Source organism: Streptomyces sp. CB02058 (genome assembly GCF_001905505.1).
In the GTDB taxonomy this organism is placed as follows: Bacteria; Actinomycetota; Actinomycetes; order Streptomycetales; family Streptomycetaceae; genus Streptomyces.
The window spans coordinates 19,981-46,588 of record NZ_LIPG01000008.1; the positions used below are offsets into that span (position 1 = coordinate 19,981).

Annotated in this window: 22 protein-coding genes; 11 read left to right on the forward strand and 11 right to left on the reverse strand. The window is 71.7% G+C overall.

What is annotated here, in order from left to right; translation table 11 throughout:
- The first annotated feature begins 303 nt into the window (after nt 1–303).
- The 3 genes from AMK10_RS33415 to AMK10_RS33425 all read left to right on the forward strand — a co-directional run bounded on the left by AMK10_RS33415 (nt 304) and on the right by AMK10_RS33425 (nt 3,227).
- On the forward strand, nt 304–849 hold the full coding sequence (locus AMK10_RS33415) for a cysteine dioxygenase (RefSeq protein ID WP_073752999.1): 546 nt from the start codon (nt 304–306) through the stop codon (nt 847–849).
- Between the two features lie 108 nt (nt 850–957).
- A complete protein-coding gene (cofD, locus tag AMK10_RS33420; protein ID WP_073753529.1) occupies nt 958–1,914 on the forward strand; it encodes a 2-phospho-L-lactate transferase in 957 nt (318 codons plus the stop codon).
- Nucleotides 1,911–3,227, forward strand: coding sequence for a coenzyme F420-0:L-glutamate ligase (locus tag AMK10_RS33425; protein WP_073753001.1), 1,317 nt, complete (start codon nt 1,911–1,913; stop codon nt 3,225–3,227). The genes cofD and AMK10_RS33425 overlap by 4 nt, the downstream gene beginning before the upstream one ends.
- Nucleotides 3,228–3,301: 74 nt before the next feature.
- Here the strand turns inward: AMK10_RS33425 and AMK10_RS33430 are convergent, their stop codons facing one another.
- The 3 genes from AMK10_RS33430 to AMK10_RS33440 form a co-directional block, all read right to left on the reverse strand.
- Complete coding sequence (locus AMK10_RS33430) at nt 3,302–4,297, reverse strand: DNA-3-methyladenine glycosylase family protein (RefSeq protein ID WP_073753003.1); 996 nt, start codon at nt 4,295–4,297, stop codon at nt 3,302–3,304.
- Nucleotides 4,298–4,353: 56 nt separating this feature from the next.
- Complete coding sequence (locus tag AMK10_RS33435; RefSeq protein WP_073753005.1) at nt 4,354–5,445, reverse strand: nucleotidyltransferase family protein; 1,092 nt, start codon at nt 5,443–5,445, stop codon at nt 4,354–4,356.
- A 78-nt stretch (nt 5,446–5,523) separates the two neighbouring features.
- Complete coding sequence (locus AMK10_RS33440; protein WP_073753007.1) at nt 5,524–6,942, reverse strand: peptidoglycan recognition protein family protein; 1,419 nt, start codon at nt 6,940–6,942, stop codon at nt 5,524–5,526.
- Between the two features lie 140 nt (nt 6,943–7,082).
- Here AMK10_RS33440 and AMK10_RS33445 point away from each other — a divergent pair, with 140 nt between their 5' ends.
- The 4 genes from AMK10_RS33445 to AMK10_RS33460 all read left to right on the forward strand — a co-directional run bounded on the left by AMK10_RS33445 (nt 7,083) and on the right by AMK10_RS33460 (nt 12,021).
- Nucleotides 7,083–7,835, forward strand: coding sequence for a TIGR03089 family protein (locus AMK10_RS33445; protein ID WP_073753009.1), 753 nt, complete (start codon nt 7,083–7,085; stop codon nt 7,833–7,835).
- 187 nt (nt 7,836–8,022) lie between these two features.
- Nucleotides 8,023–9,459: an LCP family protein gene (locus AMK10_RS33450; RefSeq protein WP_382567304.1), complete on the forward strand. Its 1,437-nt coding sequence runs from the start codon at nt 8,023–8,025 to the stop codon at nt 9,457–9,459.
- A 225-nt stretch (nt 9,460–9,684) separates the two neighbouring features.
- Complete coding sequence (locus AMK10_RS33455) at nt 9,685–10,305, forward strand: hypothetical protein (RefSeq protein ID WP_143195003.1); 621 nt, start codon at nt 9,685–9,687, stop codon at nt 10,303–10,305.
- A gap of 48 nt (nt 10,306–10,353) precedes the next feature.
- A complete protein-coding gene (locus AMK10_RS33460) occupies nt 10,354–12,021 on the forward strand; it encodes an LCP family protein (RefSeq protein WP_073753015.1) in 1,668 nt (555 codons plus the stop codon).
- A 70-nt stretch (nt 12,022–12,091) separates the two neighbouring features.
- Here the strand turns inward: AMK10_RS33460 and AMK10_RS33465 are convergent, their stop codons facing one another.
- Nucleotides 12,092–13,114, reverse strand: a complete 1,023-nt coding sequence (locus AMK10_RS33465; protein ID WP_073753017.1) for a glycosyltransferase family 2 protein — start codon at nt 13,112–13,114, stop codon at nt 12,092–12,094.
- Nucleotides 13,115–13,254: 140 nt separating this feature from the next.
- Between AMK10_RS33465 and AMK10_RS33470 the strand changes: the two genes are divergently transcribed.
- Nucleotides 13,255–14,802, forward strand: a complete 1,548-nt coding sequence (locus AMK10_RS33470; protein WP_443333128.1) for an LCP family protein — start codon at nt 13,255–13,257, stop codon at nt 14,800–14,802.
- 88 nt (nt 14,803–14,890) lie between these two features.
- On the opposite strand, the gene AMK10_RS33475 is transcribed toward AMK10_RS33470, so the two are convergent.
- Nucleotides 14,891–16,315 (reverse strand): MFS transporter, encoded by a 1,425-nt coding sequence (locus tag AMK10_RS33475; protein ID WP_073753021.1) that lies wholly within the window; start codon nt 16,313–16,315, stop codon nt 14,891–14,893.
- Entirely contained in the window at nt 16,312–17,532 is a 1,221-nt protein-coding gene (locus AMK10_RS33480; RefSeq protein WP_073753023.1) for a M20 metallopeptidase family protein, read from the reverse strand. Before AMK10_RS33480 ends, AMK10_RS33475 begins: the two co-directional genes overlap by 4 nt.
- 59 nt (nt 17,533–17,591) lie before the next feature.
- On the opposite strand from AMK10_RS33480, the gene AMK10_RS33485 reads away from it, so the two are divergent.
- Nucleotides 17,592–18,719, forward strand: a complete 1,128-nt coding sequence (locus AMK10_RS33485) for an Lrp/AsnC family transcriptional regulator (protein WP_073753025.1) — start codon at nt 17,592–17,594, stop codon at nt 18,717–18,719.
- Nucleotides 18,720–18,805: 86 nt separating this feature from the next.
- Here the strand turns inward: AMK10_RS33485 and AMK10_RS33490 are convergent, their stop codons facing one another.
- Nucleotides 18,806–19,354, reverse strand: coding sequence for an acyl-CoA thioesterase (locus AMK10_RS33490; RefSeq protein WP_073753027.1), 549 nt, complete (start codon nt 19,352–19,354; stop codon nt 18,806–18,808).
- Nucleotides 19,355–19,473: 119 nt separating this feature from the next.
- Between AMK10_RS33490 and AMK10_RS33495 the strand changes: the two genes are divergently transcribed.
- The gene (locus AMK10_RS33495; protein WP_079180975.1) at nt 19,474–20,733 is read left to right on the forward strand and encodes an LCP family protein; all 1,260 of its coding nucleotides are present in this window, start codon (nt 19,474–19,476) and stop codon (nt 20,731–20,733) included.
- Nucleotides 20,734–20,848: 115 nt separating this feature from the next.
- Here AMK10_RS33495 and AMK10_RS33500 read toward each other — a convergent pair whose 3' ends face one another.
- Nucleotides 20,849–22,006, reverse strand: coding sequence for an acyl-CoA dehydrogenase (locus AMK10_RS33500; RefSeq protein ID WP_073753031.1), 1,158 nt, complete (start codon nt 22,004–22,006; stop codon nt 20,849–20,851).
- A 184-nt stretch (nt 22,007–22,190) separates the two neighbouring features.
- Between AMK10_RS33500 and AMK10_RS33505 the strand changes: the two genes are divergently transcribed.
- On the forward strand, nt 22,191–23,534 hold the full coding sequence (locus tag AMK10_RS33505) for a UDP-glucose dehydrogenase family protein (RefSeq protein ID WP_073753033.1): 1,344 nt from the start codon (nt 22,191–22,193) through the stop codon (nt 23,532–23,534).
- Nucleotides 23,535–23,642: 108 nt separating this feature from the next.
- Here the strand turns inward: AMK10_RS33505 and AMK10_RS33510 are convergent, their stop codons facing one another.
- Genes AMK10_RS33510 through AMK10_RS33520 form a run of 3 tightly spaced genes read right to left on the reverse strand, consistent with a single transcriptional unit; the run spans nt 23,643 to nt 26,525 of the window.
- A complete protein-coding gene (locus AMK10_RS33510; protein ID WP_073753035.1) occupies nt 23,643–24,845 on the reverse strand; it encodes a dipeptidase in 1,203 nt (400 codons plus the stop codon).
- A 7-nt stretch (nt 24,846–24,852) separates the two neighbouring features.
- Nucleotides 24,853–25,389 (reverse strand): 5-(carboxyamino)imidazole ribonucleotide mutase, encoded by a 537-nt coding sequence (gene purE, locus AMK10_RS33515; protein WP_073753037.1) that lies wholly within the window; start codon nt 25,387–25,389, stop codon nt 24,853–24,855.
- Entirely contained in the window at nt 25,386–26,525 is a 1,140-nt protein-coding gene (locus tag AMK10_RS33520; RefSeq protein ID WP_073753039.1) for a 5-(carboxyamino)imidazole ribonucleotide synthase, read from the reverse strand. The genes purE and AMK10_RS33520 overlap by 4 nt, the downstream gene beginning before the upstream one ends.
- Nucleotides 26,526–26,608: the final 83 nt, after the last annotated feature.

Sequence of the window (26,608 nt, forward strand, 5' to 3'; positions counted from 1 at the left end):
GGCAAAACCTTTCTCCATCCCCTGCAACCAGAAGGGGTGAAACATTGCCGCCAAATCGGGCATTGAGTTGACAGACCGCACATCGAGCCGGTCTCCTTGACTTCATGCCAGCGACCGCAGCCTCGTACACGACCCGCATCCGTGGGTTCCGTACGGCTGTCCAGGCCCGCTGTTGCTGTTCCAGCTGTCACAGCTGTTGAAGCCGTAGAGCTCCAGCTCTGATCCAGCTCTCTTCACCGTATTTCCGGTCTTCCGCGACACCCCCACGCACGCGCATCCACATGCCGAGGAACCACCGCACCCATGAACAGCGACAGCGACCTCTCGATCGCCGGCGACATCCTTGAAGTCCAGCACCTCCTCCAGCCGGCCCGCCCCCATCCCTCCACCGTGGCCGAGTTCGTCGGGCTCGCCCGCACCATCGCGGCCGACCGCGACCGGTGGGCCCCGCTCGTCCGCTACGACACCACGACCCGCTGGTACCACCGCCTGCAGACGGTTCCCCAAGCTCTCGGCTCCGCTCGAGCAGGGGAGGCCCCGATCGGCTACGAGGTGTGGCTGCTGAGCTGGGTCCCCGGGCAGGGCAGCGGACGCCATGACCACGGCCTGTCCTCCGGTGTACTCACCGTCCTGGACGGCGAGTTGACCGAGCACACGGCACGTGGGGCGGTCACCCTCACCCCCGGCGCGCAGCGCGTCTTCGCACCCGGTTACGTCCACGAGGTCGCCAATGACTCCCTCGAACCCGGGGTCAGCCTGCACATCTACTTCCCGGGCCTCACCGAGATGCCGATGCACTCGGCGCAGTGCGCCCCGGCCGCCGAACCCGAAACCGTCGTACCGGCCTGACGGTCGCCCGCCACCACCCCACCAACGATCAGGCTTCGCCTGACAGTCCCACCCGTCGCCCGCCACCACCCCACCAACGATCAGGCTTCGCCTGACAGACTGATGCTCATGCGCATTGTGGTTCTGGCCGGCGGTATCGGTGGTGCTCGTTTCCTGCGCGGTCTCAAAGAGGCCGCTCCCGACGCGGACATCACGGTGATCGGCAACACCGGCGACGACATCCATCTGTTCGGGCTGAAGGTCTGCCCCGACCTGGACACCGTGATGTACACCCTCGGTGGTGGCATCAACGAGGAGCAGGGCTGGGGGCGTACCGACGAGAGCTTCCAGGTGAAGGAGGAACTCGCGGCGTACGGCGTGGGGCCCGACTGGTTCGGGCTCGGCGACCGTGACTTCGCCACCCACATCGTCCGTACGCAGATGCTCGGCGCCGGCTATCCGCTCAGCGCGGTCACCGAGGCGCTCTGCGCGCGGTGGAAACCCGGGGTCCGGCTGATCCCGATGTCCGACGACCGCGTCGAGACGCATGTGGCGGTCGACGTGGACGGCGAGAGCAAGGCGATCCACTTCCAGGAGTACTGGGTGAAGCTGCGCGCCTCCGTGGCGGCGCGGGCCGTCGTGCCGGTCGGCGCGGAGCAGGCCAAGCCCGCCCCCGGCGTCCTGGAGGCCATCGCCGAGGCCGACGTCGTCGTCTTCCCGCCGTCGAACCCGGTCGTCTCCGTGGGCACCATCCTCGCTGTGCCCGGCATCCGGGAGGCGATCGCCGAGGCCGGGGTCCCCGTCGTCGGGCTCTCCCCCATCGTCGGCGACGCACCCGTGCGGGGCATGGCCGACAAGGTCCTGGCCGCGGTGGGCGTCGAGTCCACCGCGTCGGCCGTCGCACAGCACTACGGCTCCGGGCTGCTCGACGGCTGGCTCGTCGACACCGTGGACGCCGGGGCGGTCGACGAGATCGAGGCCGCGGGCATCCGCTGCCGCGCCGTCCCGCTGATGATGACGGACCTGGAGGCCACGGCCGAGATGGCACGGCAGGCCCTGGCCCTCGCCGAGGAGGTACGGGCATGAGCGGTACGGCACCCTCCTACCGGGTCTGGGCCCTGCCCGGGATGCCCGAGGTGCGGGCGGGCGACGACCTGGCGAAGCTGATCGCGGCCACGGAGCCGGGCCTGGTGGACGGCGACGTCCTGCTGGTCACCTCGAAGATCGTCTCCAAGGCGGAGGGCCGGATCGTCGAGGCCACCGACCGGGAGGCGGCGATCGACTCCGAGACGGTCCGGGTGGTCGCCCGGCGCGGAACGCTCAGGATCGTGGAGAACCGGCAGGGGCTCGTCATGGCCGCCGCCGGGGTCGACGCGTCGAACACCCCGGCCGGGACGGTCCTGCTGCTGCCCGAGGACCCCGACGCCTCGGCCCGGCTGATCCGGGACGGCCTGCGGGACGCGCTCGGCGTGGAGATCGGGGTCGTCGTCACGGACACCTTCGGCCGCCCCTGGCGCAACGGCCTGACGGACGTGGCGATCGGTGCCGCGGGGGTCAAGGTGCTGGACGATCTGCGGGGCGGCACCGACGGCTACGGCAATCCGCTGAGCGCCACGGTCGTGGCCACGGCCGATGAACTCGCCTCGGCCGGTGACCTGGTGAAGGGCAAGGCGTCCGGGCTGCCGGTCGCGGTGGTGCGCGGGCTCCCCCATGTCGTGGCGGGCGCGGACTCACCGGAGGAGGAGGGCGCCCGTGCGATGGTGCGGGTCGCCGCCGACGACATGTTCCGGCTGGGCACGTCCGAGGCGGTGCGCGAGGCTCTGTACCTCCGGCGCACGGTACGGGAGTTCACGGACGATCCGGTCGACCCCGGCGCCGTACGGCGTGCGGTGGCGGCGGCGGTGACCGCCCCGGCCCCGCACCACACGACTCCGTGGCGGTTCGTCCTGCTGGAGTCGCAGGAGTCCAGGACGCGGCTGCTCGACGCGATGCGGGACGCCTGGATCGCGGACCTGCGCGAGGACGGGCGCGGCGAGGAGTCGGTCGCCAAGCGGGTGCGGCGGGGTGACGTCCTGCGCAACGCACCGTATCTGGCGGTGCCGTGCCTGGTGATGGACGGCTCGCACACCTACGGGGACGAGCGCCGGGACACCGCGGAGCGCGAGATGTTCGTGGTCGCGGCCGGCGCCGGGGTGCAGAACTTCCTGGTGGCGCTGGCCGGTGAGCGGCTGGGCTCGGCGTGGGTGTCCTCGACGATGTTCTGCCGGGACGTGGTGCGTGAGGTGCTGGACCTTCCGGACTCCTGGGACCCGCTGGGCGCGGTGGCCGTGGGCCGTCCGAAGAGCGCACCGTCCGCCCGGGCCGACCGGGACCCGGGGGCGTTCGTCACGGTCCGCTGAACCGGGTCTGCCGGGGAGCGGGCTTCCTGGGACTCCCCCGGGGCCCAGGAAGCGCCAGGGAGCCCGAGGGGTTCTCAGAGCCGGGCGATGTCGCCCGGTGTCATCCGTGGGGCCCGGCGCGCCGGGACATGGCCCGAGAGCAGGATCAGGCGGGTCGCCCGGTGGCGCTGGCCCTCGTACGGGGCGAGGAGCTCCAGCATCTCCTCGTCGCCGGCGTGCCGGTTGCCGCCGAGGGCGTGACCGACGATGCCCGGCAGGTGGTAGTCGCCGACCGTGACGGCGTCGGCCGCGCCGTTCGAGCGCTGCAGGGTCTCCGCCGCCGTCCAGGGGCCGATGCCGGGGACGAGCTGGAGCCGGGCCATCGCGTCGGGAAGCTCCATCGAGGCCGCCTCCTCCATGCGCCGGGCGACCCGGACCGCCCGCAGGACCGTGTCGGAGCGCTTGGAGTCGACGCCCGCGCGGTGCCACTCCCAGGACGGGACCATCGACCAGGTCCTGGCGTCCGGCATGACATGGAGGCCGTACGCCCCGAACGCCGTGTCCTCGGGGCCGGGGGCCGGGGTGCCGTGGGTGCGGACCAGCAGCCGCCAGGCGCGGTACGCCTCGTCGGTGGTGACCTTCTGTTCCAGGATCGACGGGATCAGGGACTCCATGACCAGCCCGGTGCGCAGCAGGCGCAGCCCCGGCCTGCGGTGCTGGGCCGCGGCGACCAGCCGGTGGCGCGGGCGGAAGTCCTCCGGGGTGTCGTCGGCGCCGAGCAGCGCCGGGAGCCGGTCCAGGAGCCACTGCGCGCCCGGACCCCAGGCCGCCGCCGAGACGCCGCCGTCACGGGAGCCGGAGACGCGCAGGGTGCCGGGGCCGGCCGGGGTGCGGGTGGCCCGCCAGAACGTCCCGTCGGGCAGCGCCCGGAAGCAGGGGTCCGCGGGGCCGCGCCGCAGCGGGCTCAGGACCAGCCGGAGATCGAGCGGCCACGGCGGCGTCCAGGTCCTGGTGTGCGGCGCGGACGCGTCCGTGCCCGCCGCCTGCCGGCGCGGCACGGCGGTGGTGCGGGGTACGAAGCGTCCTGCCACGGGTGAGTTCCTCGGTCGTCGGGGTGCCTATCGAGGGTAAGGCCGACCGGGGCCGTTCACTGGTCGGAGGAGAAGCGGACCGAGGCGTCCGGGATGCTCGCGCCGCACCAGATCCGGATTCCGTCGCGCAGTTCGTTGTCCGCGCCGACGTGGGCTCCGTCACCGATCACCGCGCCCGTGAGGACCGTACGGCTGCCGATGCGGGCGCCGGCTCCGACCAGCGAGTCGGTGATCACGGCGCCGGGTTCCACGACGGCGCCGGCGAGCACGGTGGACCCCGCGATCCTGGCGCCCTCGCCGATCAGCGCGCCCTCGCCGACGACCGTACCGCCGGTGAGCTTGGCGTCGGCGGCCACGGAGGCCGTGGGCAGGACGAGCCGGTCGCCGCAGCGGCCGGGCACCGCGGGAGAGGGCGCGCGGCCCAGGACCAGGTCGGCCGAGCCGCGCACGAACGCCTGCGGGGTGCCGAGGTCCAGCCAGTACGTGGAGTCGACCATGCCCTGGAGGTGGGCGCCGGAGGCCAGGAGTCCGGGGAAGGTCTCGCGCTCCACGGAGACCGGCCGGCCCGCCGGGATGGTGTCGATGACCGAGCGGCGGAAGACGTACGCCCCCGCGTTGATCTGGTCGGTGACTATCTCCTCGGGGGTCTGCGGCTTCTCCAGGAAGGCCGTCACCCTGCCCGAGGCGTCCGTCGGCACGAGACCGAAGGCGCGCGGGTCCTCCACCCGGGTCAGATGGAGGGAGACGTCCGCCCCGGACGTGGCGTGCGCCGCGACCAGGGCCCGGATGTCGAGACCGGTGAGGATGTCCCCGTTGAACACGATGACCGGCTCGTCCGGCCCCGAGGACAGCCGGGACGCCACGTTGCGGATGGCCCCGCCGGTGCCGAGCGGCTCGCGCTCGGTGACGTACTCGATGGAGAGGCCGAGCGACGCGCCGTCACCGAAGTACGGCTCGAAGACCTCCGCCAGATAGGACGTCGCGAGCACGATGTGCTCCACCCCGGCAGCCCTGGCCCGCGCCAGCTGGTGCGTGAGGAAGGGCACCCCCGCGGCCGGGACCATCGGCTTCGGGGTGTGCACCGTGAGCGGACGCAGCCGGGTGCCCTTGCCACCGACCAGGAGGATCGCTTCTTTTGCCTCTGTCACAGCACCGTCTCTGCTTCCTGCTGGGGCCGGGCCTCGTTTCGGCTGGCCAGTGTATGCAGACCGTTCGGTCCCTCCCGGTCAGCGGCCCTGCAGCTTCGCCGAACTCGTCCGGGCCGTGCCGAGCTTCTTGTAGAGACGGATTCCAGGGCATTCGGTTGCGAAGCCGTCCCGATGCCCCGAGATGACGTGGAGCTTGGCCTTGGCGCCCTTCTTGTACTTGCCGCTGCCACCGGAGACGAGGGTGACCTTGCCCTTGGGGTTGCGGCCGAACAGCCCGAGCTTCCAGGCCGTCAGCTTGGCGATCGCGTTGACGGCGGCGGCGGGCGGATTCTTCGAGCTGTACGTCCCGAGTACCGCGATGCCCATGCTGTTGGTGTTGAAACCGAGGGTGTGGGCCCCCAGGACCGCCTTGGACACGCCTCCCGCGCGGCCTTCGTAGATGTTTCCGCACTTGTCGACGGCGAAGTTGTAGCCGAAGTCGCGCCAGCCGCTGCTCTTGACGTGGTAGCGGTAGATACTGCGCAGGACCGAGGGTGCCTGGGCACACGTGTAGTTGTTGCCGGTCGCGCTGTGGTGGACGAAGGCGGCCTTGACGGTCGAGGTGTACGCGAAGGCGCGCTCCCGCAGGCTCTCGTCGGCACCCCAGCCCTTGCGCGTGACGATGCCGGGGCGCGGGCCCACGAACGGCTTGGCGGCCGGTCCGACGACCGCCTGCTCCTCGGACTCGGCCTTGCTCAGGGGCTGGATCATCGTGGCGCCGAGCGGGGCGAGATCGGCGTTGACCGCGGAGCTCTCCGCCGCGGCCATGGTGAGGCCCGCGGCCTCCGGGAGCGCGCCCGGCTGGGCGGCCGTGGTGGTGCCGGGCGACGGGGCGACGGCGGTGACGGCGGACGGACCGCCCTCGGCGCGCGGCTGCTCCGGGTCCTCACCCGGGTCGACGAGCTCCACCCGCAGACCGGACGGGAGCGCGGCGGCGGCGCTCCGCGCCCCGGCGCTCTCGGACCGTACGCGCACCTCGACGCCGTCCGAGTCGCCGACCCAGAGCGGGGCCGTGGAGCCGCGCACCCGGCCCGATTCGCGCTCGGCGCTGCCGGAGTCGGCGGCGTGGTCGGTGTTGTGGGTCTCCAGGGACTGCCAGCCGGACCAGTGGGTGGTGCCGGTGGCGCGGGTGCGGACCTGGACCGATCCGTGCAGTTCGGCGTCGGCGTCGTCCCAGATCACGCCGACGAGCGAGAAGCGCTGCGCGTCCCGCCGGAGCAGCCCTTGTCCGGCTGCGGGGTTCGTAGGTGCGGTGGGTGTACCGGTGGCCCTCGGTGCGGCGCCGGTGAGCGGCCGCAGGGGCAGTGACTGGGTCGAACCAGCGGGTTCGACGGGGGATGCCGCGGGCGCCTGGGCGACCGGGGCGTGAACGGGGGCGGCGGGGGCGGGCGCGGCGAGCGGAAGGGTGAGTGCCGTCGCGCAGGTGACGCCGATCGAAGTCGCAAGAAGTGCACGCATACAGGAAATACTTGACCCAGTCGGGCATAACCGGCTACTGGAGTACGAGCACCTGAAGTTGACGCCCCGTCTGCCGAACCGGTGTACGGGGCACCCGTCACCCCCTGTCGGGCCGGCGCCGGCCGCGTACGCTTGCGCGGATGAACGCCAGTGATCGCACCCCCGCCGACCTGCTGCGATCCGCGCTCGCCGCGGACCCGGGCCGTCCTCTCGTCACCTTCTACGACGACGCAACCGGAGAGCGCGTCGAACTGTCGGTGGCCACCTTCGCCAATTGGGTGGCCAAGACCGCCAACCTGCTCCAGGGCGACCTGGCCGCCGAGCCGGGCGACCGGCTCGCGCTGCTGCTCCCCGCCCACTGGCAGTCGGCCGTCTGGCTGCTCGCCTGTTCCTCGGTCGGTGTGGTCGCGGATGTGCAGGGCGATCCCGCGTCCGCCGATCTGGTCGTCAGCGGACCCGACGGCCTCGACCGGGCGCGCGCCTGCCGGGGCGAGCGGGTGGCGCTGGCCCTGCGCCCGCTGGGGGGCCGCTTCCCCCAGCCGCCCGAGGGGTTCGCGGACTACGCGGTGGAGGTGCCGGGCCAGGGCGACCGCTTCGCCCCGTACGCCCCGGTGGACCCCGGTGCCCCCGCGCTGGCCGTGGGCGGCGAGGGGATGACGGCGCAGCAGCTGGTCGCCCGGGCCCGCGAGGACGCGACGGCGCTGGGGCTCGGCCCGGGGTCCAGGCTGCTGACAGGGCGTACGTACGACACCTGGGAGGGGCTCTCCGCGGGGCTCTTCGCACCGCTGGCCGCGGGAGGCTCCGTGGTCCTGTGCCGCCATCTGGACCACCTGGGGGAGGACGGGCTCGCCAAGCGTGTCGAGAGCGAGCGGATCACCAACACTGCGGTATGACAAGCGCTCTGAGGGCCACTCGTCCGGCCCACGGCGGGCCGAGCCCCCGGGACTGAACACCGACGGCGGTACATGATCGGGCGGTACAGACCACTCCGCCTGAATGCACAACCAAGCGTGAGGTTCAGCCGTCTACTTCTGCGACCGGCGGCCCATCGCGCCGCCGAACGTGAGGATGGACGCAGACGTGAGCGACACCCCCGGCACCCCGGCCGACCCGGACGACCAGGACGACACGGCCGGGGGCGGGCGGGCGGACGGGGCTCCGGAGACGTCCGGAGCCGCGCCGAAGGACGACAGCCCCGCCGGCACCCCGGGGGCCGCACCCGAGGGCGACGCCTCCGACGGAACCCCTGAGACCGCGCCGAAGGACGCCCCCTCCGCCGGAACCCCGGGGGCCGCGCCCGGAGGCGACGCCTCAGCCGCTCCGGCCGGGGACGGGACCTGGGGTGCGCGGCCCGCGCGCGACCCCGGGCAGCGCAAGCGGCACTGGCTCCGCTGGACCGCCCTCGCCGCCTCGTTCCTGGTGCTGGTCGCCGCCGGGGTGGGCTGGTGGGTGTACAAGAAGCTCGACGACAACATCACCACCGACACCAGCGCCGCCGCCGAGCTCAAGGCGTACGAGAAGGACCGCCCGCTGCCGATCGCGCGGGACGCGCAGAACATCCTGCTCATCGGCTCGGACACCCGCTCCGGCGACAACAGCGCCTACGGGCGCGACGACGGCGGCAGCCAGCGCTCGGACACCACGATCCTGCTGCACCTCGCCGCCGACCGCAGGAGCGCGACCGCCGTGTCGATCCCGCGCGACCTGATGGCCGAGATCCCCAGCTGCCACACCGAGGACGGCAAGGCCACGAGAGCGCAGTTCGCCCAGTTCAACTGGGCCTTCGAACTGGGCGGCACCGCCTGCACGATCCGTACCGTCGAGAAGATGACGGGCATTCGCGTCGACCACCACATGGTCATCGACTTCAGCGGCTTCAAGGACATGGTGGACGCCGTCGACGGAGTCGAGGTCTGCCTCAAGGAGCCGGTCGACGACGACGACGCACACCTCAAGCTCCCCGCGGGCCGCCAGAAGCTGGACGGCGAGGAGGCCCTGGGGTACGTACGGGCCCGCAAGTCGATCGGGGACGGCAGCGACACCGAGCGCATGGACCGTCAGCAGAAGTTCCTGGGGGCCCTCGTCAACAAGATGCAGAGCAACGGCGTCCTGCTGAACCCGGCGCGGCTCTACCCGGTGCTGGACGCGGCGACGAAGTCGCTCACCACGGACCCGGGCCTCGACTCGCTGAGGGACCTGTACGACCTGGTGCGCGGGATGCGGAACGTCCCCACGGACAAGGTGCAGTTCCTGACCGTGCCCCGGCAGTCCTACCGCGCCGACCCGAACCGGGACGAGCTCGTGCAGCCGGACGCCGACCGGCTGTTCACCGCGCTGCGCAAGGACGAGCCCGTCGCCGTGGTTCCCGCCGAGGAAATCAATTCCGGGGATTCACAGGCGGATCACAGCTCCGAGAAGGACTCGTCCGGTCGAAAGCCGGGAGAAACGGAGGGGAGCCCCACCCCCGCTCCCACGTATTCGGGATCGAATGCGGCCGATGACCCGTGCGACGCGTAGAACAATTCTCAAACAGGGGGCTGCAATCGGAGAGTATTAGACGGAATGCCCGGTTGTAAGGAGCGTGGAATGTGTCACGCGCGCCCCCCGTGGGCGAATCGGCCGGATAGTGTGACGCGATCCGGTGGACGCGGCGCCCGTGCCGCGCAGGGCCGGAAGCGAAGAAACCGAGCGCCGTGCAGGGGGAGGCGCCTCGCGTGGCACCGACGGAGGATTCAGGCGACCGTGGACGCGCACAGCCGTGGGCGGGCGGGGGAAATCGATCCCGCCGAGCAGTGGGTGCTCGACCCGCGGACCGGCAATTACGAATTGCGACCGAACCACTCCGGAACAGAGTCGCCGGGCCCTTCCCTTACCCAGGACATCCCCTCCGGACAGCTCTCGATGATGCGCTCCGACACCCCCTTCACCGAGGTGGAGGAGAAGGAGCAGGCGGCCGGGAACGAGCAGGAAGCGGTCCTCCGGGGCAGCAGGGCCGAAACCGCCGGCCTACGTGCCGGCGTCCTCGACGGGGGCGACCCCGCCGACGCGGCGGACGCGACCGTCACCCGGCTGCGGGACAAGGGAGTCACGGAGCCCACGAACAAGGCGGCCGCTCCGGCGAAGACCGCCATGACGACGGCGTACGCGCCGGAACAGGCGGACCGGGCCCGTGCCCTCGCGGACAGGACGGGCCTGCACGCCACCGCGCCGAAGCAGGCAAGCTCCGGCACCGAGGGGCTTTTGGCGATGGTGCCGGTCCCCGGAGCGGACTTCGGGGGCGCGGGAGTGCCGGTCACCGGCGCGACGAAGGCGCCCGGAGACATCCAGAAGACAAACGCCGACAAGGCGGTATGCGCGCAGTGACGACCGTCCTCGCGCCACAACAGAATTCTGAGCAGTAGGGGGGTCCTGGTGGGACGGAGCAGCACGCGCGGGGAGAGGACTCGACCACGCGGCCGCCACGACGGCGACGGCGTGGACGGGACGGACGGCCGGGCGGCGCGCGGCGAGCACGGGCGGCGGGAGCGGTCCGCCCCCGCGGAGGGCGGACATCGCCAGGGGCCGCCGAACCGGCGTTCGCGGCGGGCCGCGAAGGGCGGCAAGAAGCGCGTACTGCGCTGGGTGGCCTGCGTTCTCGCCCTGCTGATACTCGGCACCGGCGGCGCCGGATACCTGTACTACAAGCACCTCAACGGCAACATCAGGAAGGAGGATCTGACGCTCGGCGACAAGGCCATGGCCGATCACAAGGCCAACGCCGCGGGTCAGACCCCCCTGAACATCCTGCTCATAGGCTCCGACGCGCGGGACTCCGCGGCCAACCAGAAGCTGGGCGGCGCCAAGGAGACCTTCGGCGGCACACCGCTCGCCGATGTGCAGATGCTGCTCCACCTCTCCGCGGACCGGAGCAACATCTCGGTCGTCAGCATGCCGCGCGACACCATGCTGAAGATGCCCAAGTGCACCGACCCCGACACCGGCAAGGTCTATGCGGCCAGCACGGTCGACGTCCAGACCAACGAGAGCCTGGGCCGCGGCGGCCCCGGCTGCACGGTGGCCGCCTGGTACGAGCTCACCGGCATCACCATCGACCACTTCATGATGATCGACTTCGCGGGCGTGGTCTCCATGGCCGACGCGGTCGGCGGGGTCCCGGTCTGTGTCGACGCTAACGTCTACTCGCACACCAGGGACGGCAAGGGCTCGGGGCTGAAGCTGGAGGAGGGCACCACCTCCGTCAAGGGCAAGCAGGCCCTCCAGTGGCTGCGTACGCGCTACGGCTTCGAGGACAACACGGACCTCGGCCGCACCAAGGCCCAGCACCAGTACCTGAACTCGATGGTGCGCGAGCTGCGCAAGGGCACCAAGCTCACCGACCCCGGAAAGCTGATGAACCTCGCCGAGGCCGCCACCAGCGCGCTGACGGTCGACAAGGGGCTCGACACCGTCAAGAAGCTGTACGACCTGGCGGAGGAGCTCAAGAAGGCCCCGACCAACCGCATCACCATGACGACCATGCCGAACGTCTACGGCACGGGCCAGTACAGTGGCCGGGTGTACCCGAAGGCCGAGGAGGCCGAGCAGGTCTTCCGGATGATCCGCGAGGACATCCCGCTGGACGGCAAGGCGTCCAAGCGGAAGACGGCGGTCACCAAGGACGCCGCGGCCCCGGCCGCCGAGATCGCGGTCAGCGTGCGCAACGCCACCGGCACGGACACGCTCGGCCCGGCCCAGGGCCGTGCGAGCACGGTCAAGGACCTGCTCACCGGGGAGGGCTTCGCCAAGGCGTCGGTCGACTCGCAGAACGTCGAGGGCGCCGCCCGCACCGGCATCCTGTATCCCAGCGCGGATCTGGAGGGCGACGCGCAGGCGGTCGCCAAGGCGCTCGGGATCCCGGTGTCCCAGGTGAAGAAGTCGACGGACGCGTCGGGCATCGTCCTGGCCGTGGGTGCGGACTGGCGCGAGGACGGGGCGTACCCGGCCAAGGACGTCGAGGAGAAGACGCCGGACTCGGCGAACCCGCTCAACGGGGCGAACGAGGAGGCGTGCATGCACGTCAACCCGGGGTTCACCTGGTGACGTCGTAGGACATGGAAAGGGCCCCGCCGGCTGGTTCGCCCGGCGGGGCCCTTCTCCTGTGCGTACGGGGTCAGACCGCCTGCTCCTGGATGGCCGGGCGGCGGCTGGCGATGACCTTCTTCGCCAGCGAGCGGGGGCTGGTCAGGAAGCCGTAGCCCCAGGACATGTGCATGGTGGCCAGCGCCACCGGGATCTGCGCGCGGGCCTTCAGCGACAGGCCCTTCCCCGCGGGCAGCGATCCGGCGACGATCGCCGCGACGTAACCGGCGGGCACGACGAAGGCCCACGGGGTGACCGCGGCGCCGACGACGACGCCCGCCGCGATCGCGCAGACGGCGGTCGGCGGGGCGAGGTAGCGCAGGTTGATCGAGCCGGAGTGGTAGCGGGCCACGACGTGACGCCAGCGGCCGTAGTCCTTGTACTGCTTGGCGAGCGCGCGCACGCTGGGCCGCGGGCGGTACTGGACCCTCAGCTCGGGCGAGAACCAGATCAGGCCGCCCGCCTCGCGGATGCGGAAGTTCAGCTCCCAGTCCTGGGCGCGGATGAACTCGACGTTGTAGCCGTCGGCGCGCTCCAGCGCCTCGCGGCGGAAGACCCCCAGGAACACGGTCTCGGCGGGGCCCGCCTCGCCGCCGGTGTGGAAGGCCGCGTTGCCGACGCCGATCTTCGAGGTCATCGCTGCGGCGACGGCCTCCTCCCAGGCGTTCTCGCCCTCGGCGTTCATGATGCCGCCGACGTTCTGCGCGCCTGTCTCCTCCAGCAGCCGGACCGCCGTCGCGATGTAGTTCGGCGAGAGCATGCCGTGGCCGTCCACCCGTACCACGATCGGGTGACGTGAGGCTTTGATCGCGGCGTTCAGCGCAGCGGGGGTCCGGCCGGTCGGGTTGGGGACGGTGTGGACCCGGGAGTCCTCCCGGACCAGCTCGGCAGCGATTTCGTCCGTACGGTCGTTCGAGGGACCGAGGGCGATCACGACCTCCATCTCACCGGCGTACTCCTGCTCCAGGATGTGCCGGACCGAGTTCCTGAGATGGCGTTCCTCGTTGAGCACCGGCATGATCACGGAGACGGCGGGGTACTGCGCGGCAGACATGTGGTCCTCGGGGGTCCTCGGGGATGCCGGGGGTCCGGGGGTTTTCGCACCCCAGGAGGCGGCGTGATTCGGCCGCCACGTTACCGCGAACGAGGGACACCGGCGCGCCCCGCCGGGTCTCGTCCCGGTCTGCAGATCGTATGGGCCTACCGTGCGAAAGTCCCACTCGCACCGCGGAGGTGTCCCTCGTGCCCACGCCGCACCGATCGCCCCGTCCACCGCACCCCCGCACCGCTCCACCGCAGCGCAGGAACCCCCGGCAGTCCGGAGGCGGCACCGCTCGGCGTGGCCGGTCCGGGGGACGGACGCCACCCCGCTGGGGCATGCGGGTCGCCACGGGGCTGTCCGTGCTGGTGCTCGGTGCCGGCGGGATCGGCCATGCCGTCGTCAGCGGTCTGGAGACGGGGATCGACCGGGTCGACCCCTTCAAGGACATGAAGAACCGCCCCCAGGGCGGAAACGGGATGAACCTCCTGCTCGTCGGCACCGACGGCCGCGACAGGATCAGCAAGGCGGAGAAGAAGAAGTACAAGCTGGGCGGCGCCCCCTGCCACTGCACCGACACCCTGATGCTCGTCCACCTCTCCGCCGACAAGCGGCGCGCGAGCGTCATCAGCCTGCCGCGCGACAGTTATGCCGAGCTCCCGGCGCACACCGACGCCACGACGGGCCAGGAGCACTCCTCGCACCCCGTGAAGCTGAACGCCGCCTACGCCGAGGGCGGCCCCCAGCTCACGGTGCGGACCGTCGAGAAGATGACGAGCATCAAGATCGACCACTATCTGGAGGTCGACTTCACCAGCTTCATGAAGACGGTGGACACCCTGGGCGGGGTGGAGATCTGCACCGCGAAGCCGCTCAAGGACACGTACACCGGCCTGAACCTCACCCCCGGCACCCACAAGCTGGACGGCGGGCAGTCGCTCCAGTACGTACGCTCACGGCATCTCGACGGAGCCGCCGACCTGGGCCGGATGCAGCGCCAGCAGAAGTTCATGGCCGCGCTGATCAAGCAGACGACCAGCAGCGGTGTGCTCATGAATCCGGTGAAGTTCCAGCAGGTCACCTCGACGATGCTGGAGTCCGTACGCGCCGACAAGGGCTTCGGCACGGAGCAGATGCTGGAGCTCGGCAAGGCCATGCGCGGCTTCACCCCGGCCTCGTCGGAGTTCGCCTCCGTGCCGCTGGAGGAGAAGGGCTTCCAGGTCAAGGGCATCGGCTCCACGGTGAAGTGGGACGCCGCGAAGGCGAAGAAGCTCTTCCAGGCCCTGCGCGAGGACCGGCCGCTCGCCCCTCACCTGCCGAAGGAGCCGAAGGCGACGCTCGTCGACGTGGCGCCGCAGCAGATCCGGGTGCAGGTCTACAACGGGACGCAGAAGGACGGGCTCGGCCAGGACGTCGACGCGGGCCTGCGCGGCACGGGCTTCAACACGACCCGCGCTCCGCTGACCGGCGGCCCGGGCGATCTGAAGCGGACGGTCGTCAGCTACGACCCGCGCTGGGACAGGTCGGCGAAGTCCCTGGCCGCCGCGCTGCCCGGCTGCGAGCTCAGGGCGGTGAAGGGGCAGGGCGGGACGATGGAGGTCATGGCGGGCTCGGACTTCAGGAAGGTGCAGCGGGTGAAGGCCGAGGACCCGCAGCGCGGCGAGTTCGGGACGGTCACGGGCGACCAGGTGGTCTGTCCCTGACCGGCCGCGCGACCAAGTGGTCCGCCCCTGACCGGCCGGCGCTGAACCCGGCGCCCCAGGCCCTCGCGACGGCCGGCCCCCGGGCCGGTCAGCCCTCGCGGCGCCGGGAGAAGGCGGTGGCCGCCAGGGCGATCAGCGCGGCGGCCGAGGCGACCAGCCACAGCGCCTCGTAGCCGCCCTCGCCCGGCTCTCCCGTGGACTCCACGAGGAACGCGCCGAGCAGGGAGGCGAAGACCCCGCCCGCCACGGCCCCGCCCAGCGTCTTCACGTTGTTGTACAGGGCCGCGCTGATCCCGGACCTCGACGGGTCCGAGGCCTCGACGATCACCGTCGGCATGGCGCCGAGGGCCAGCCCGATCCCCAGGCCGGTGAAGGCGGAACCCGCCGCCATCTGCCAGATCTCGTCGTGCAGGAGGGCGAACTGCAGGAAGGTCAGGGCCACCAGTCCGAACGCCGCCATCAGCGTGGGCCGGTAGCCGATCCGCTTGGCCACCGCGGCGGTGCCCAGCGAACCGACGACACTGCCGAGGGCCCCCGGCAGCAGGACCAGCGAGATGGACAGCGCGCTCAGCCCGAAGCCGTATCCGGTGGCCTCCGGGTCCGCCGCGTAGAACGTCGAGTTCGGCGCCTGGCTCCCGAAGTAGAAGACCCCGAAGAGGAACGACGCGCAGTAGAAGGGTGCGGTGGTCCGCGCCGCCAGCGCCCGTACGTCCACGAGGGGCTCGGAGCTGCGCAGTTCCACCAGCACCCACACCGCCAGCAGGGCGAGCCCGAGCACCAGGGGCCCCAGGACCCGCGCGGATCCCCAGGAACCGCCCTCCGCCCCGGAGACCCCGCCGAGCAGGGCGACCATGGCGCCGCTGAGCAGCACCACCCCGGCCCAGTCGACCCGGCCGCCGGCCCTGATCCGCGACTCCGGCACCGCGACGAAGGAGACGGGCACACAGATCACGGCCAGCACGGCGGGCACCAGCAGGGTCAGCCGGAGGTTGCCGAAGGCGGTGTCGACGAGCCCCATCACCACGCCTCCGGCCATCGCGCCCAGCGTCAGCGCGCCCACCAGTCGTGCGATGGCCCGCCGAGCGTCGGCGACGGGCAGCCTGTCGCGTACGAGGGCGATCTCCAGGGGCAGCAGGGCGGCGATCGGCCCCTGGAGCACCCGGCCGGCGAGCAGCGTGGCGTAGTCGGGGGCGAGCGCGACGACCAGGGTGCCGACGGCGATCAGCGCCAGGGCGACGCGCAGCATCCGCCGGTGGCCGTACAGGTCGCCGAGGCGGCCGAACAGCGGGACGCAGACGGCGGCGGCCAGCAACTGCACGGAGACGACCCAGTTCAGGGCCGCCGAACCGATGCCGAGGTGGTCGGCCAGGTCGGGGAGCAGCGGGGCGAGCCCGACCTGGAGGAATCCGCTGGTCACCTCGAAGAGGATCAGGAGGCCGACGACGGCGGTGACGGACGCGGACAGCGGCTGCTCGGTGGCCCCGGACGGCGGCGGGGTGGCGGTCGCGGTCATGGCTGCTCCTGCGGGGCGGGGGTGAGCGGGGCGCCGAGCCGGCGCAGGGCCAGTCCGGCGAGGAGGGCGGCGGCGTGCGGCAGCGCGCCGTCGTCGTAGACGGCCTGAGCGGAGTGGTTCATCGGGGCCGTCGCCGGGTCGGTGCCGGGCGGGCAGGCGCCGAGGCCGAGGAAGGCCCCGGGCACGTCGCGCAGGACGAAGGAGAAGTCCTCGGAGCCCGCCATCGGCTTGGGCGCCTCGAAGACGTGGTCCTCGCCCAGGACCAGGCCCGCCGTCTCCAGCGCGAAGGCGGCCTCGGCCGCGTCGTTGACGGTCGGCGGGTACTGCTCGACGTAGTCGATCTCGGCGCTCGCCCCGTGTGCGGCGGCCACGCCGTGCACCGTACGTTCGAAGGCCGCGCGCACCGTTGCGTGGGAGGCGTCGGAGAAGGTCCGCACGGTGGCGTCGAAGCGGGCGGTCTCCGGGATGACGTTGGCCGCGGTGCCCGCCTCGATCCTCCCCACGGTGATGACGGCGGGGTCGAAGACGTCGATCTCACGCGTGACGGCGGTCTGGAGCGCGGTGACCATGGCGCACATCGCGGGGACCGGGTCGGCGGCGGAGTGCGGTGAGGACCCGTGGCCGCCCCGGCCGCGCACGGTGACCGCGACCGCGTCCGAGGCGGCGAGCATGGGGCCCGGCCTGGTCGCGGCGAAACCGGTGGGCGCGCCGGTGGAGATCACGTGCAGGGCGTAGGCGGCGACGACCCGCTCCCCCGCCGCGTCGAGGACGCCCTCGTCGATCATGATCTGCGCGCCGCCCTGCCCCTCCTCGCCGGGCTGGAACATGAAGACGACGTCCCCCGCCAGTTCCGCGCGCCTGGCGGCCAGCAGCCGGGCGGCGCCGACGAGCCCGGTGACGTGCAGATCGTGCCCGCAGGCGTGCATCCGGCCGTCGACGACGGAGGCGTACGGGACGCCCGAGTCCTCCTGGACCGGCAGCCCGTCCATGTCCCCGCGCAGGAGCACGGCGGGTCCCGGCAGGCCGCCCCGCAGGACGGCGGTCACGGAGCTCAGCGCCTTGCCGAGCCGGATCTCCAGGCCCAGGCCGTCCAGCGCGGCGACGATCTTCGCCTGGGTGAGCGGGAGGTCGAGGCCGAGCTCGGGCTCACGGTGGAGGGCGTGGCGCAGTTCGGTCAGGGCGGGGGCGAGGTCACGGGCCTCGTGGAGCAAGGACATGGGCGTATCGTGCGGAACGAACACCCTTGACCATGATCGTCCGCAGGAAAGCGCTCCTCATGAGTTCATCGACGCATGAATCCGCCGAGCCCTCCCTGGGGCTGCTGAGCACCGAGCAGCCCGCGCCGCTGGACGAGCTGGACTACCTGCTGATCACCGCCCTCCAGACCTCGCCCCGGGCGGAGTGGGCCCAGATCGGCAAGGCGCTCGGGGTGGACGCCTCGACGGCGGCGCGCCGCTGGAACCGGCTGACCGAGGCCGGGAACGCCTGGCTGAGCTGCTACACGGTGGCGGTGGGGCCCACGGTGCCGATCATCGCGTTCATCGAGGTGGACTGCGTCACCGGTGCGCTGCACGACGTGGCGGCGGAGATCGCCGACGATCCGCACCTGATCAGCATCGAGCACGTCACCGGCGCGCGTGACCTGCTGCTGACCGCGGCCTTCCCCGACCTGGCGATGCTCGCCCGCTACGTCGGCTTCCGCCTCGGCCGGCTGCCCGGGGTGTCGGCCACCCGCTCCCAGACCGCGACCGCCGTGCACACCGAGGGCAGCCGCTGGCGGCTGGACCGGCTGGCCCCCGACAGCCAGGACGTCCTGGCGAAGGACCGGGGCCCGGCCGCACCGAGGCGCGGACTGCCCGCCCCGGACGCGCTCGACACCCGGCTCTACCTGCTGCTGAGCGAGGACTTCCGGCAGCCCGCCGCCCGGCTGGCCGAGCGCCTCGGCGTCAGCCCGACCACCGTGCGCCGCAGGCTGGACCGGATGCACCGGCAGGACGCGCTCATCTACCGGTGCGAGGTGGCCCGTCACCTCTCCGGCTGGCCGATCTCCGTCACCTTCTGGGGCGTCGCTCCGGCGGGCGAGGCCTCCCGCATCGCCTCACAGCTCATCCGGATGCGCGAGACACGGCTCTGCGCCTCCCTGACCGGCCCGCACAACCTCCTGCTGACGGTGTGGCTGCGCTCCGCCGAGGACATCGGGGCGTTCGAGGCCAGGCTCACGGAGCGCTTCCCCGAGCTCGCCGTCATGGACCGGGCGGTGGCCCTGTGGCAGCTCAAGATCGCCGGGCACCTCCTCGATCCCCGGGGCCGCCACATCAGGGGCGTACCCGTGACGTTCTGGGAGGAGCCGGAGGCGGAGCGGGCCGAGGACGCGCTGCTGGAACGGCTGCGCGTCCCGCGCTGACGGACCACCGCGCGCCCGGGACGGCCTTCCGGGCCGGGAGACGGCCGTCCGGACACGAGGGCCGGCCGTCCGGGCGCCCGCGCCCCTCAGTCGTCGATGCCCTCGGCGGCCCGCTGCTCCCGCAGCTCCTTGATCGCGCGGCGCCTGGCGAGGCGGTGCGTACGGCGGATCTGCGCCTCCTGGTAGCGGCGCTTGTCGCGCTCGGTCTCCGGGACGACCTCCGGCACACGGCGCGGCTTGCCCTCCCCGTCGACGGCCGCGAACACCAGATACGCGCTGCCGACCTGCTGGGCGGGGGTGGACTCGTTCCACCGCTCGGCCATCACACGGACGCCGACCTCCATCGAGGACCGGCCCGTCCAGTTCACCTGGGCGCGGACGTGAACGAGGTCACCGACGCGGACCGGCTCCAGGAAGACCATCTCGTCCATCGACGCCGTCACGGCCGGGCCGCCGGAGTGCCGGCCGGCGACCGCGCCCGCCGCGTCGTCGACCAGTTTCATGATGACGCCGCCGTGCACGGTACCCAGGAGGTTGGTGTCGTGGCTGGTCATGATGTGGCTGAGGGTGGTCCGGGAGGCCGAGGTCGGCTTGACCGGAACATCGCCCTCCGGCGGCTGGGGCTGATCTGTCATGCCGTCCACCTTATGCGGCGGCTTGCACCGGGTTGCTTTGCATCAGCTTCGCAACAGCCCTGATCCGAATTCCCGTACACCCTGTAAGAGGCACAGGTCGAGACGGCACACTGTTCGGCATGAGCGATTGGCCCGAAGGACGGAACGGCGGACCCGGCGAGCGCTACGGGCGAGGCAGCGCGAGCTCGCAGCCCGAGAGCGCCCGCGCCATGCCGCACGTCCGCCGGCGCCCCGCGCCGCCGCAGTCCCCGCCCCGCATCCCGCCGCAGCAGCAGGGTCAGGGGTACGACGACGGATCCGGTTACGACAGCGGCTACAACACGGGCCAGGTCTACGGCGGCGGCCACGGTGGCGGCGGCCGTGGCGGTGACAGCGGCTACGTCCAGCCCCGCGCCGCCCCGAACTGGGGCCGGCGGATCAAGGTCGGCGTGCTGACGCTGGTCGTCGTGGTCCTCGCCGTCTCCATCGGCACGTACTTCTGGGCCGACGGAAAGCTCAAGCGCGAGGTCGACCTCTCCAAGGTCATCGACCGCCCCTCCGAGGGTGACGGCACGAACTACCTGATCGTCGGCTCCGACAGCCGCGAGGGCATGACGTCCGAGGACAAGAAGAAGCTGCACACCGGTTCCGCCGAGGGCAAGCGGACCGACTCGATGATGATCCTGCACGACGGCTCCAACGGCCCGACGCTGATCTCCCTGCCCCGCGACTCGAACGTCGAGATCCCGTCCTTCAAGGGGTCCGAGTCCGGCAAGATGTTCGAGGGCACCGGCCGCCAGGTGAAGCTGAACGCCGCGTACGCCGAGGACGGCCCCGAACTGCTCGTGCGCACGGTGGAGTTCAACACCGGGCTGCGCATCGACCACTACGTCGAGATCGGCTTCGGCGGCTTCGCCAAGATCGTGGACGCCATCGGCGGCGTCGAGCTGGACATCCCCAAGGCCTTCAAGGACAAGAAGTCCGGCGCCGACTTCCAGGCCGGCAAGCAGACACTGAACGGCGAGCAGTCCCTCGCCTTCGTCCGCACCCGCTACGCCTTCGCCGGCAGCGACCTGGACCGCACGAAGAACCAGCAGAAGTTCCTCGCGGCGCTGGCCTCGCAGACGGCGACCCCGTCGACGATCCTCAACCCGTTCAAGCTCTACCCGACGATGGGCGCGGGCCTGGACACGCTGATCGTCGACAAGGACATGTCGCTCTGGTCGCTCGGCAACATGTTCTTCGCGATGAAGGGCGTCACCGGCGGCGAGGGTACGTCGATGAACATCCCGCTCTCCGGCCAGAGCGTGAACGGCAACCTCGTCTGGGACAAGGGCAAGGTCAAGCAGCTCGTCGAGCAGCTGAAGAACGACGAGAAGGTCACGGTCAAGGGCAGCTGACCCCCGGCCGCGCCACGACGAAGGAAGCCCCCGCCTCGGCGGGGGCTTCCTTCGTGACGCACCTGACGCGCGCGACGCACCCGACGCGCTCAGGGCGCGGGCGCGAGGGCCTCGCTCACGGCAGGTTGCGGGCCATGACGATGCGCTGGACCTGGTTGGTGCCCTCGTAGATCTGGGTGATCTTGGCGTCGCGCATCATGCGCTCCACCGGGTAGTCACGGGTGTAGCCGTAGCCGCCGAGCAGCTGGACCGCGTCCGTGGTGACCTCCATCGCGACGTCGGAGGCGAAGCACTTGGCCGCGGCGCCGAAGAAGGTCAGGTCGCCGTCGAGGCGCTCGGACTTGGCCGCCGCCGCGTAGGTGAGCTGGCGGGCCGCCTCCAGCTTCATGGCCATGTCGGCGAGCATGAACTGGACGCCCTGGAAGTCGCCGATCGGCTTGCCGAACTGCTTGCGCTCCTGGACGTAGCCCTTGGCGTAGTCGAGGGCGCCCTGCGCGATGCCGATGGCCTGGGCCGCGATCGTGATGCGGGTGTGGTCCAGGGTCTTCATCGCCGTGGCGAAGCCGGTGCCCTCCTCACCGATCATGCGGTCGGCGGGGATGCGGACGTTGTCGAGGTAGACCTCGCGCGTCGGGGAGCCCTTGATGCCGAGCTTCTTCTCCGGGGCGCCGAAGGAGACGCCCTCGTCGGACTTCTCGACGACGAACGCCGAGATGCCCTTGGAGCGCTTCGTCGGGTCGGTGACGGCCATCACCGTGTAGTACTCGGACTCGCCCGCGTTGGTGATCCAGCGCTTCACGCCGTTGAGCACCCAGAAGTCGCCGTCGCGGACGGCCTTGGTCTTCATGCCGGCCGCGTCGGAGCCCGCGTCCGGCTCGGAGAGGGCGTACGAGAACATCGCGTCGCCCTTGGCGAGCGGGCCAAGGTACTTCTTCTTGAGGTCCTCGGAGCCGGAGAGGATCACCGGGAGCGAGCCCAGCTTGTTCACGGCCGGGATGAGGGAGGAGGAGCCGCAGACGCGGGCCACCTCCTCGATCACGATGACGGTGGCGAGCGCGTCGGCGCCCGCGCCGCCGTACTCCTCCGGGACGTGGACCGCGTGCAGGTCGGAGGCGACCAGGGCGTCCAGGGCCTCTCTCGGGAAGCGCCCCTCCTCGTCGACCGCGGCGGCGTGCGGGGCGATCTTCGCCTCGGCGAGCGAACGGATCGTCTCGCGGAGCATGTCGTGCTCCTCGGCCGGACGGTACAGGTCGAAATCGGTCGAACCCGCCAAGACGTTCACTCCCCAAGGATGCTAACTACCGTTAAGTAACCCAATTTTAGTGGCCTCGCCGCGCGAAGGCATACGGGCACGGCACGTGAGCTTGCCGACAGCACCGCTACGGCCGGAAAACAGCGTTCCGCACGCACGGTTATGCTCGGCTCCGCACGTCTGTCCGCATCGTTCAGGAGCACCCATGGCCCTCAGGATCACTGTGATCGGCACCGGCTACCTCGGCGCCACCCATGCCGCGGCCATGGCGGAGCTGGGCTTCGAAGTCCTCGGACTCGATGTCGTGCCCGAGAAGATCGAGATGCTGTCGGCGGGCAGGGTGCCGATGTACGAGCCGGGGCTCGAGGAGATCCTCCAGAAGCACGTCGCGGGCATCGAGGGGTCCACGGGGCGGCTGCGGTTCACCACCTCCTGGGAGGAGATCGGCGCCTTCGGCGATGTGCACTTCGTCTGTGTGAACACTCCCCAGAAGCACGGCGAGTACGCCTGCGACATGAGCTACGTGGACAGCGCCTTCGAGTCGCTCGCCCCGCAGCTGACCCGGCCCGCCCTGGTCGTCGGCAAGTCCACCGTCCCGGTGGGCTCCGCCGCCCGGCTGGCGAAGCGGCTGGCCGAGCTGGCACCGGTGGGCGCGGACGCGGAGCTGGCCTGGAACCCGGAGTTCCTGCGCGAGGGCTTCGCGGTGAAGGACACGCTGCACCCGGACCGGATCGTGGTCGGCGTCGAGAGCGAGCGGGCCGAGAAGCTGCTGCGCGAGGTGTACGCGGGACCGATCGCCGAGGACTCGCCCTTCGTGGTGACGGACTTCCCGACCGCCGAGCTGGTGAAGACCTCGGCCAACTCGTTCCTCGCCACCAAGATCTCCTTCATCAACGCCATGGCGGAGGTCTGCGAGGCCGCCGACGGCGACGTGGCGAAGCTCGCCGAGGCGATCGGCCACGACGAGCGCATCGGAAGCAAGTTCCTGCGGGCCGGGATCGGCTTCGGCGGGGGCTGCCTGCCCAAGGACATCAGGGCCTTCATGGCGCGCGCCGGTGAGCTGGGCGCCGACCAGGCCCTGACCTTCCTGCGGGAGGTCGACTCCATCAACATGCGCCGCCGGGGCCACATGGTGGAGCTGGCCCGCGAGGCCGTGGGCGGGGGCTCGTTCCTCGGCACGCGCGTCGCGGTGCTCGGCGCCACCTTCAAGCCGGACTCGGACGACGTACGCGACTCGCCGGCCCTGAACGTCGCCGGGCAGATCCACCTCCAGGGCGGCCAGGTCACCGTCTTCGACCCCAAGGGCATGGACAACGCCCGCCGCCTCTTCCCGACGCTCGGCTACGCGGACACGGCGCTGGACGCGGTGCGCGGTGCGGACGTGGTGCTGCACCTGACGGAGTGGCGTGAGTTCCGCGAGCTGGACGCGGCCGCGCTGGGCGAGGCCGTGGGCCGCCGGATCATCCTGGACGGCCGCAACGCGCTGGACCCCGCGGTGTGGCGCGAGGCCGGATGGACGTACCGCGCGATGGGCCGCCCGAAGGCCTGACGCCGACGGGAGAAAAAGGGCCGGACGGCCCGGCCCTCTCCCTCCCTGGGCCGGAGACGGCGACGGGGCGGGCGCCGTCGGCGCCCGCCCCGTCCTCCTGCCCGCTCCTCAGCCCAGCGGGCCGTCCAGCTCGTCGATCGTCGCGTGCGACGGGCCGACCCGGGCGCTCAGGTCCCGGGCCACCGCCTCCGCGTCGCGCAGGACCCGCACGGCGTTCTGCCAGGTCAGCTTCGCCAGGTCGGTCTCCGACCAGCCGCGCGTGAGCAGCTCGGCGATCAGATACGGGTAGCCCGACACGTCCTCCAGCTCCAGCGGGAGGAACGCCGTGCCGTCGTAGTCGCCGCCGATGCCGATGTGGTCGATCCCGGCGATCTCGCGCATGTGGTCGAGGTGGTCGGCGATCGTGGCCACGGTGGCCATCGGGCGCGGGTTGAGCGCCTCGAAGTCCGCGTGGATCCGCATGGCGGCCGGGGTGGTGTCCAGGTGGTGCAGGCCGTGCTCCCGCATGTTGCGGTCGGCGGCGAGCGTCCACTCGACGGCCGCCGGCAGGACGAACTTCGGGACGAAGGTCGCCATCGCCACGCCGCCGTTGGCCGCGAGCATCCGCAGCACGTCGTCGGGGATGTTGCGCGGGTGGTCGCAGACCGCACGGGCCGAGGAGTGCGAGAAGATCACCGGCGCGACGGAGGTGGCGAGCGCGTCGCGCATCGTCGTCGCCGCGACGTGGGACAGGTCGACCAGCATCCCGACGCGGTTCATCTCGCGCACGACCTCACGGCCGAACTCCGACAGCCCGCCGGTGCGCGGGGAGTCGGTCGCCGAGTCCGCCCAGTCGGTGTTGTCGTTGTGCGTGAGCGTCATGTAGCGGACGCCGAGGGTGTGCAGCGCGCGCAGGGTGCCCAGGGAGTTGTTGATGGAGTGGCCGCCCTCGGCCCCCATCAGGGAGGCGATCCGGCCCTCGGCGCGGGCCTTCTCCATGTCGTCGGCCGTCAGCGCGCGCCGCAGGTCCTCCGGGTAGCGGTCCAGCATCTCGGCGACCACGTCGATCTGCTCCAGCGTGGCGCTCACCGCGTCGTCGCCGGCCAGATGCGGCGGCACGTAGACGGACCAGAACTGGGCGCCCACACCGCCGGCCCGCAGCCGCGGGATGTCGGTGTGCAGGGTGCCGGTCTGGTCCAGGGCGATGTCGCGGACGTCGAGGTCGTAGCCGACCTGCTCGCGCAGGGCCCAGGGGAGGTCGTTGTGGCCGTCGACGACCGGGTGCTCGGCGAGGAGCTGCCTGGCGCGGTCCAGATGGTCGAGCTGGGACACGGGGCGCCTACTTCCCGAAGCCGAAGGAGTCCGCGCCCTGGGTCTTGGCGCGCAGTCGCTTGCCCTTCTCCGTGGCCTGCTCCTTGAGCTCCTGCTGGAAGTCCTTCATCCGCTCCAGCAGCGCGCCGTCGTGGGCGGCGAGGATACGGGCGGCGAGCAGGCCCGCGTTGCGGGCGCCGCCGACGGAGACCGTGGCGACCGGGACACCGGCCGGCATCTGGACGATGGACAGGAGGCTGTCCATGCCGTCGAGGTACTTCAGCGGCACCGGCACGCCGATGACGGGCAGCGGGGTGACGGACGCCAGCATGCCGGGCAGGTGGGCCGCGCCGCCCGCCCCGGCGATGATCGCCTTCAGACCGCGGTCCGCGGCCTTCTCGCCGTACGCGATCATCTCGTGCGGCATGCGATGGGCGGAGACGACGTCGACCTCGTAGGGGATCTCGAACTCGTCGAGGGCCTTGGCCGCCGCTTCCATGACGGGCCAGTCGGAGTCCGAGCCCATCACGATGCCGACGACGGGGGCGGAACCAGGTGCGGTCATTCGGTGATCGTTCCTCGCAGGTAGTCGGCCGCGTGCCGGGCGCGCTCCCGCACGTCCGCCAGATCGTCGCCGTAGGTGTTGACGTGGCCGACCTTGCGGCCCGGCTTCACGTCCTTGCCGTACATGTGGATCTTGAGCTGCGGGTCGCGGGCCATGCAGTGCAGATACGCCTGGTACATGTCCGGGTAGTCGCCGCCGAGGACGTTGCACATGACCGTCCAGGGGGCGCGGGGGCGCGGGTCGCCGAGCGGGAGGTCCAGGACCGCGCGCACGTGGTTGGCGAACTGGGAGGTGATCGCGCCGTCCTGGGTCCAGTGCCCGGAGTTGTGCGGGCGCATCGCGAGCTCGTTCACGAGGATGCGTCCGTCACGCGTCTCGAAGAGCTCGACCGCGAGGTGGCCCACCACGCCCAGCTCATCGGCAATCCGCAGGGCCAGCTGCTGGGCCTCGCCGGCGAGGCTCTCGTCGAGGTCGGGGGCCGGGGCGATGACGGTGTCGCAGACCCCGTCGACCTGGATGGACTCGACGACCGGGTACGCGACGGCCTGGCCGTGCGGCGAGCGGACGATGTTGGCCGCGAGCTCCCGGGTGAAGTCGACCTTCTCCTCCGCGAGGACGGCGACACCGGCCCGGAAGGGCTCGGCGGCGTCCGCCTCGGAGCGGACCACCCACACGCCCTTGCCGTCGTAGCCGCCGCGGACCGTCTTGAGGATGACGGGGAAGCCGCCCACCTCCTCGGCGAAGGCCGCCGCGTCCGCCGGGTCCGCCACGATGCGGTGGCGGGGGCAGGGCGCGCCGATCTCGGTGAGCCTGGCGCGCATCACCCCCTTGTCCTGGGCGTGCACCAGGGCATCGGGACCGGGGCGTACGGGAATGCCGTCCGCCTCCAGGGCCCGCAGATGCTCGGTGGGCACATGCTCGTGATCGAAGGTGATCACGTCGCAGCCGCGGGCGAAGGCGCGCAGTGTCTCCAGGTCGCGGTAGTCACCGACGACGACCTCGCCGACCACCTGGGCCGCCGAGTCCTGAGGAGTGTCACTGAGGAGCTTGAATTTGAGACCGAGGGGGATGCCGGCCTCGTGGGTCATACGGGCGAGCTGACCGCCACCGACCATGCCGACTACAGGGAACGTCACCACTCCAGGGTATCGGGCGGCAGGCAGGTCCCCGGCCTCGCCGGCTCACAGGCATCACACGGGAGGGCTGGTTAGCATGGCCG

What these genes read in the sequence shown, in the direction of transcription:
- AMK10_RS33415 (WP_073752999.1), top strand. Translation starts at nt 304, where the DNA reads ATGAACAGCGACAGCGACCTCTCGATCGCCGGCGACATCCTTGAAGTC.
- cofD (WP_073753529.1), top strand. Translation starts at nt 958, where the DNA reads ATGCGCATTGTGGTTCTGGCCGGCGGTATCGGTGGTGCTCGTTTCCTG.
- AMK10_RS33425 (WP_073753001.1), top strand. Translation starts at nt 1,911, where the DNA reads ATGAGCGGTACGGCACCCTCCTACCGGGTCTGGGCCCTGCCCGGGATG.
- AMK10_RS33440 (WP_073753007.1), bottom strand. Translation starts at nt 6,942, where the DNA reads ATGCGTGCACTTCTTGCGACTTCGATCGGCGTCACCTGCGCGACGGCA.
- AMK10_RS33445 (WP_073753009.1), top strand. Translation starts at nt 7,083, where the DNA reads ATGAACGCCAGTGATCGCACCCCCGCCGACCTGCTGCGATCCGCGCTC.
- AMK10_RS33465 (WP_073753017.1), bottom strand. Translation starts at nt 13,114, where the DNA reads ATGTCTGCCGCGCAGTACCCCGCCGTCTCCGTGATCATGCCGGTGCTC.
- AMK10_RS33470 (WP_443333128.1), top strand. Translation starts at nt 13,255, where the DNA reads ATGGGCCTACCGTGCGAAAGTCCCACTCGCACCGCGGAGGTGTCCCTC.
- AMK10_RS33475 (WP_073753021.1), bottom strand. Translation starts at nt 16,315, where the DNA reads ATGACCGCGACCGCCACCCCGCCGCCGTCCGGGGCCACCGAGCAGCCG.
- AMK10_RS33480 (WP_073753023.1), bottom strand. Translation starts at nt 17,532, where the DNA reads ATGTCCTTGCTCCACGAGGCCCGTGACCTCGCCCCCGCCCTGACCGAA.
- AMK10_RS33485 (WP_073753025.1), top strand. Translation starts at nt 17,592, where the DNA reads ATGAGTTCATCGACGCATGAATCCGCCGAGCCCTCCCTGGGGCTGCTG.
- AMK10_RS33490 (WP_073753027.1), bottom strand. Translation starts at nt 19,354, where the DNA reads ATGACAGATCAGCCCCAGCCGCCGGAGGGCGATGTTCCGGTCAAGCCG.
- AMK10_RS33495 (WP_079180975.1), top strand. Translation starts at nt 19,474, where the DNA reads ATGAGCGATTGGCCCGAAGGACGGAACGGCGGACCCGGCGAGCGCTAC.
- AMK10_RS33505 (WP_073753033.1), top strand. Translation starts at nt 22,191, where the DNA reads ATGGCCCTCAGGATCACTGTGATCGGCACCGGCTACCTCGGCGCCACC.
- purE (WP_073753037.1), bottom strand. Translation starts at nt 25,389, where the DNA reads ATGACCGCACCTGGTTCCGCCCCCGTCGTCGGCATCGTGATGGGCTCG.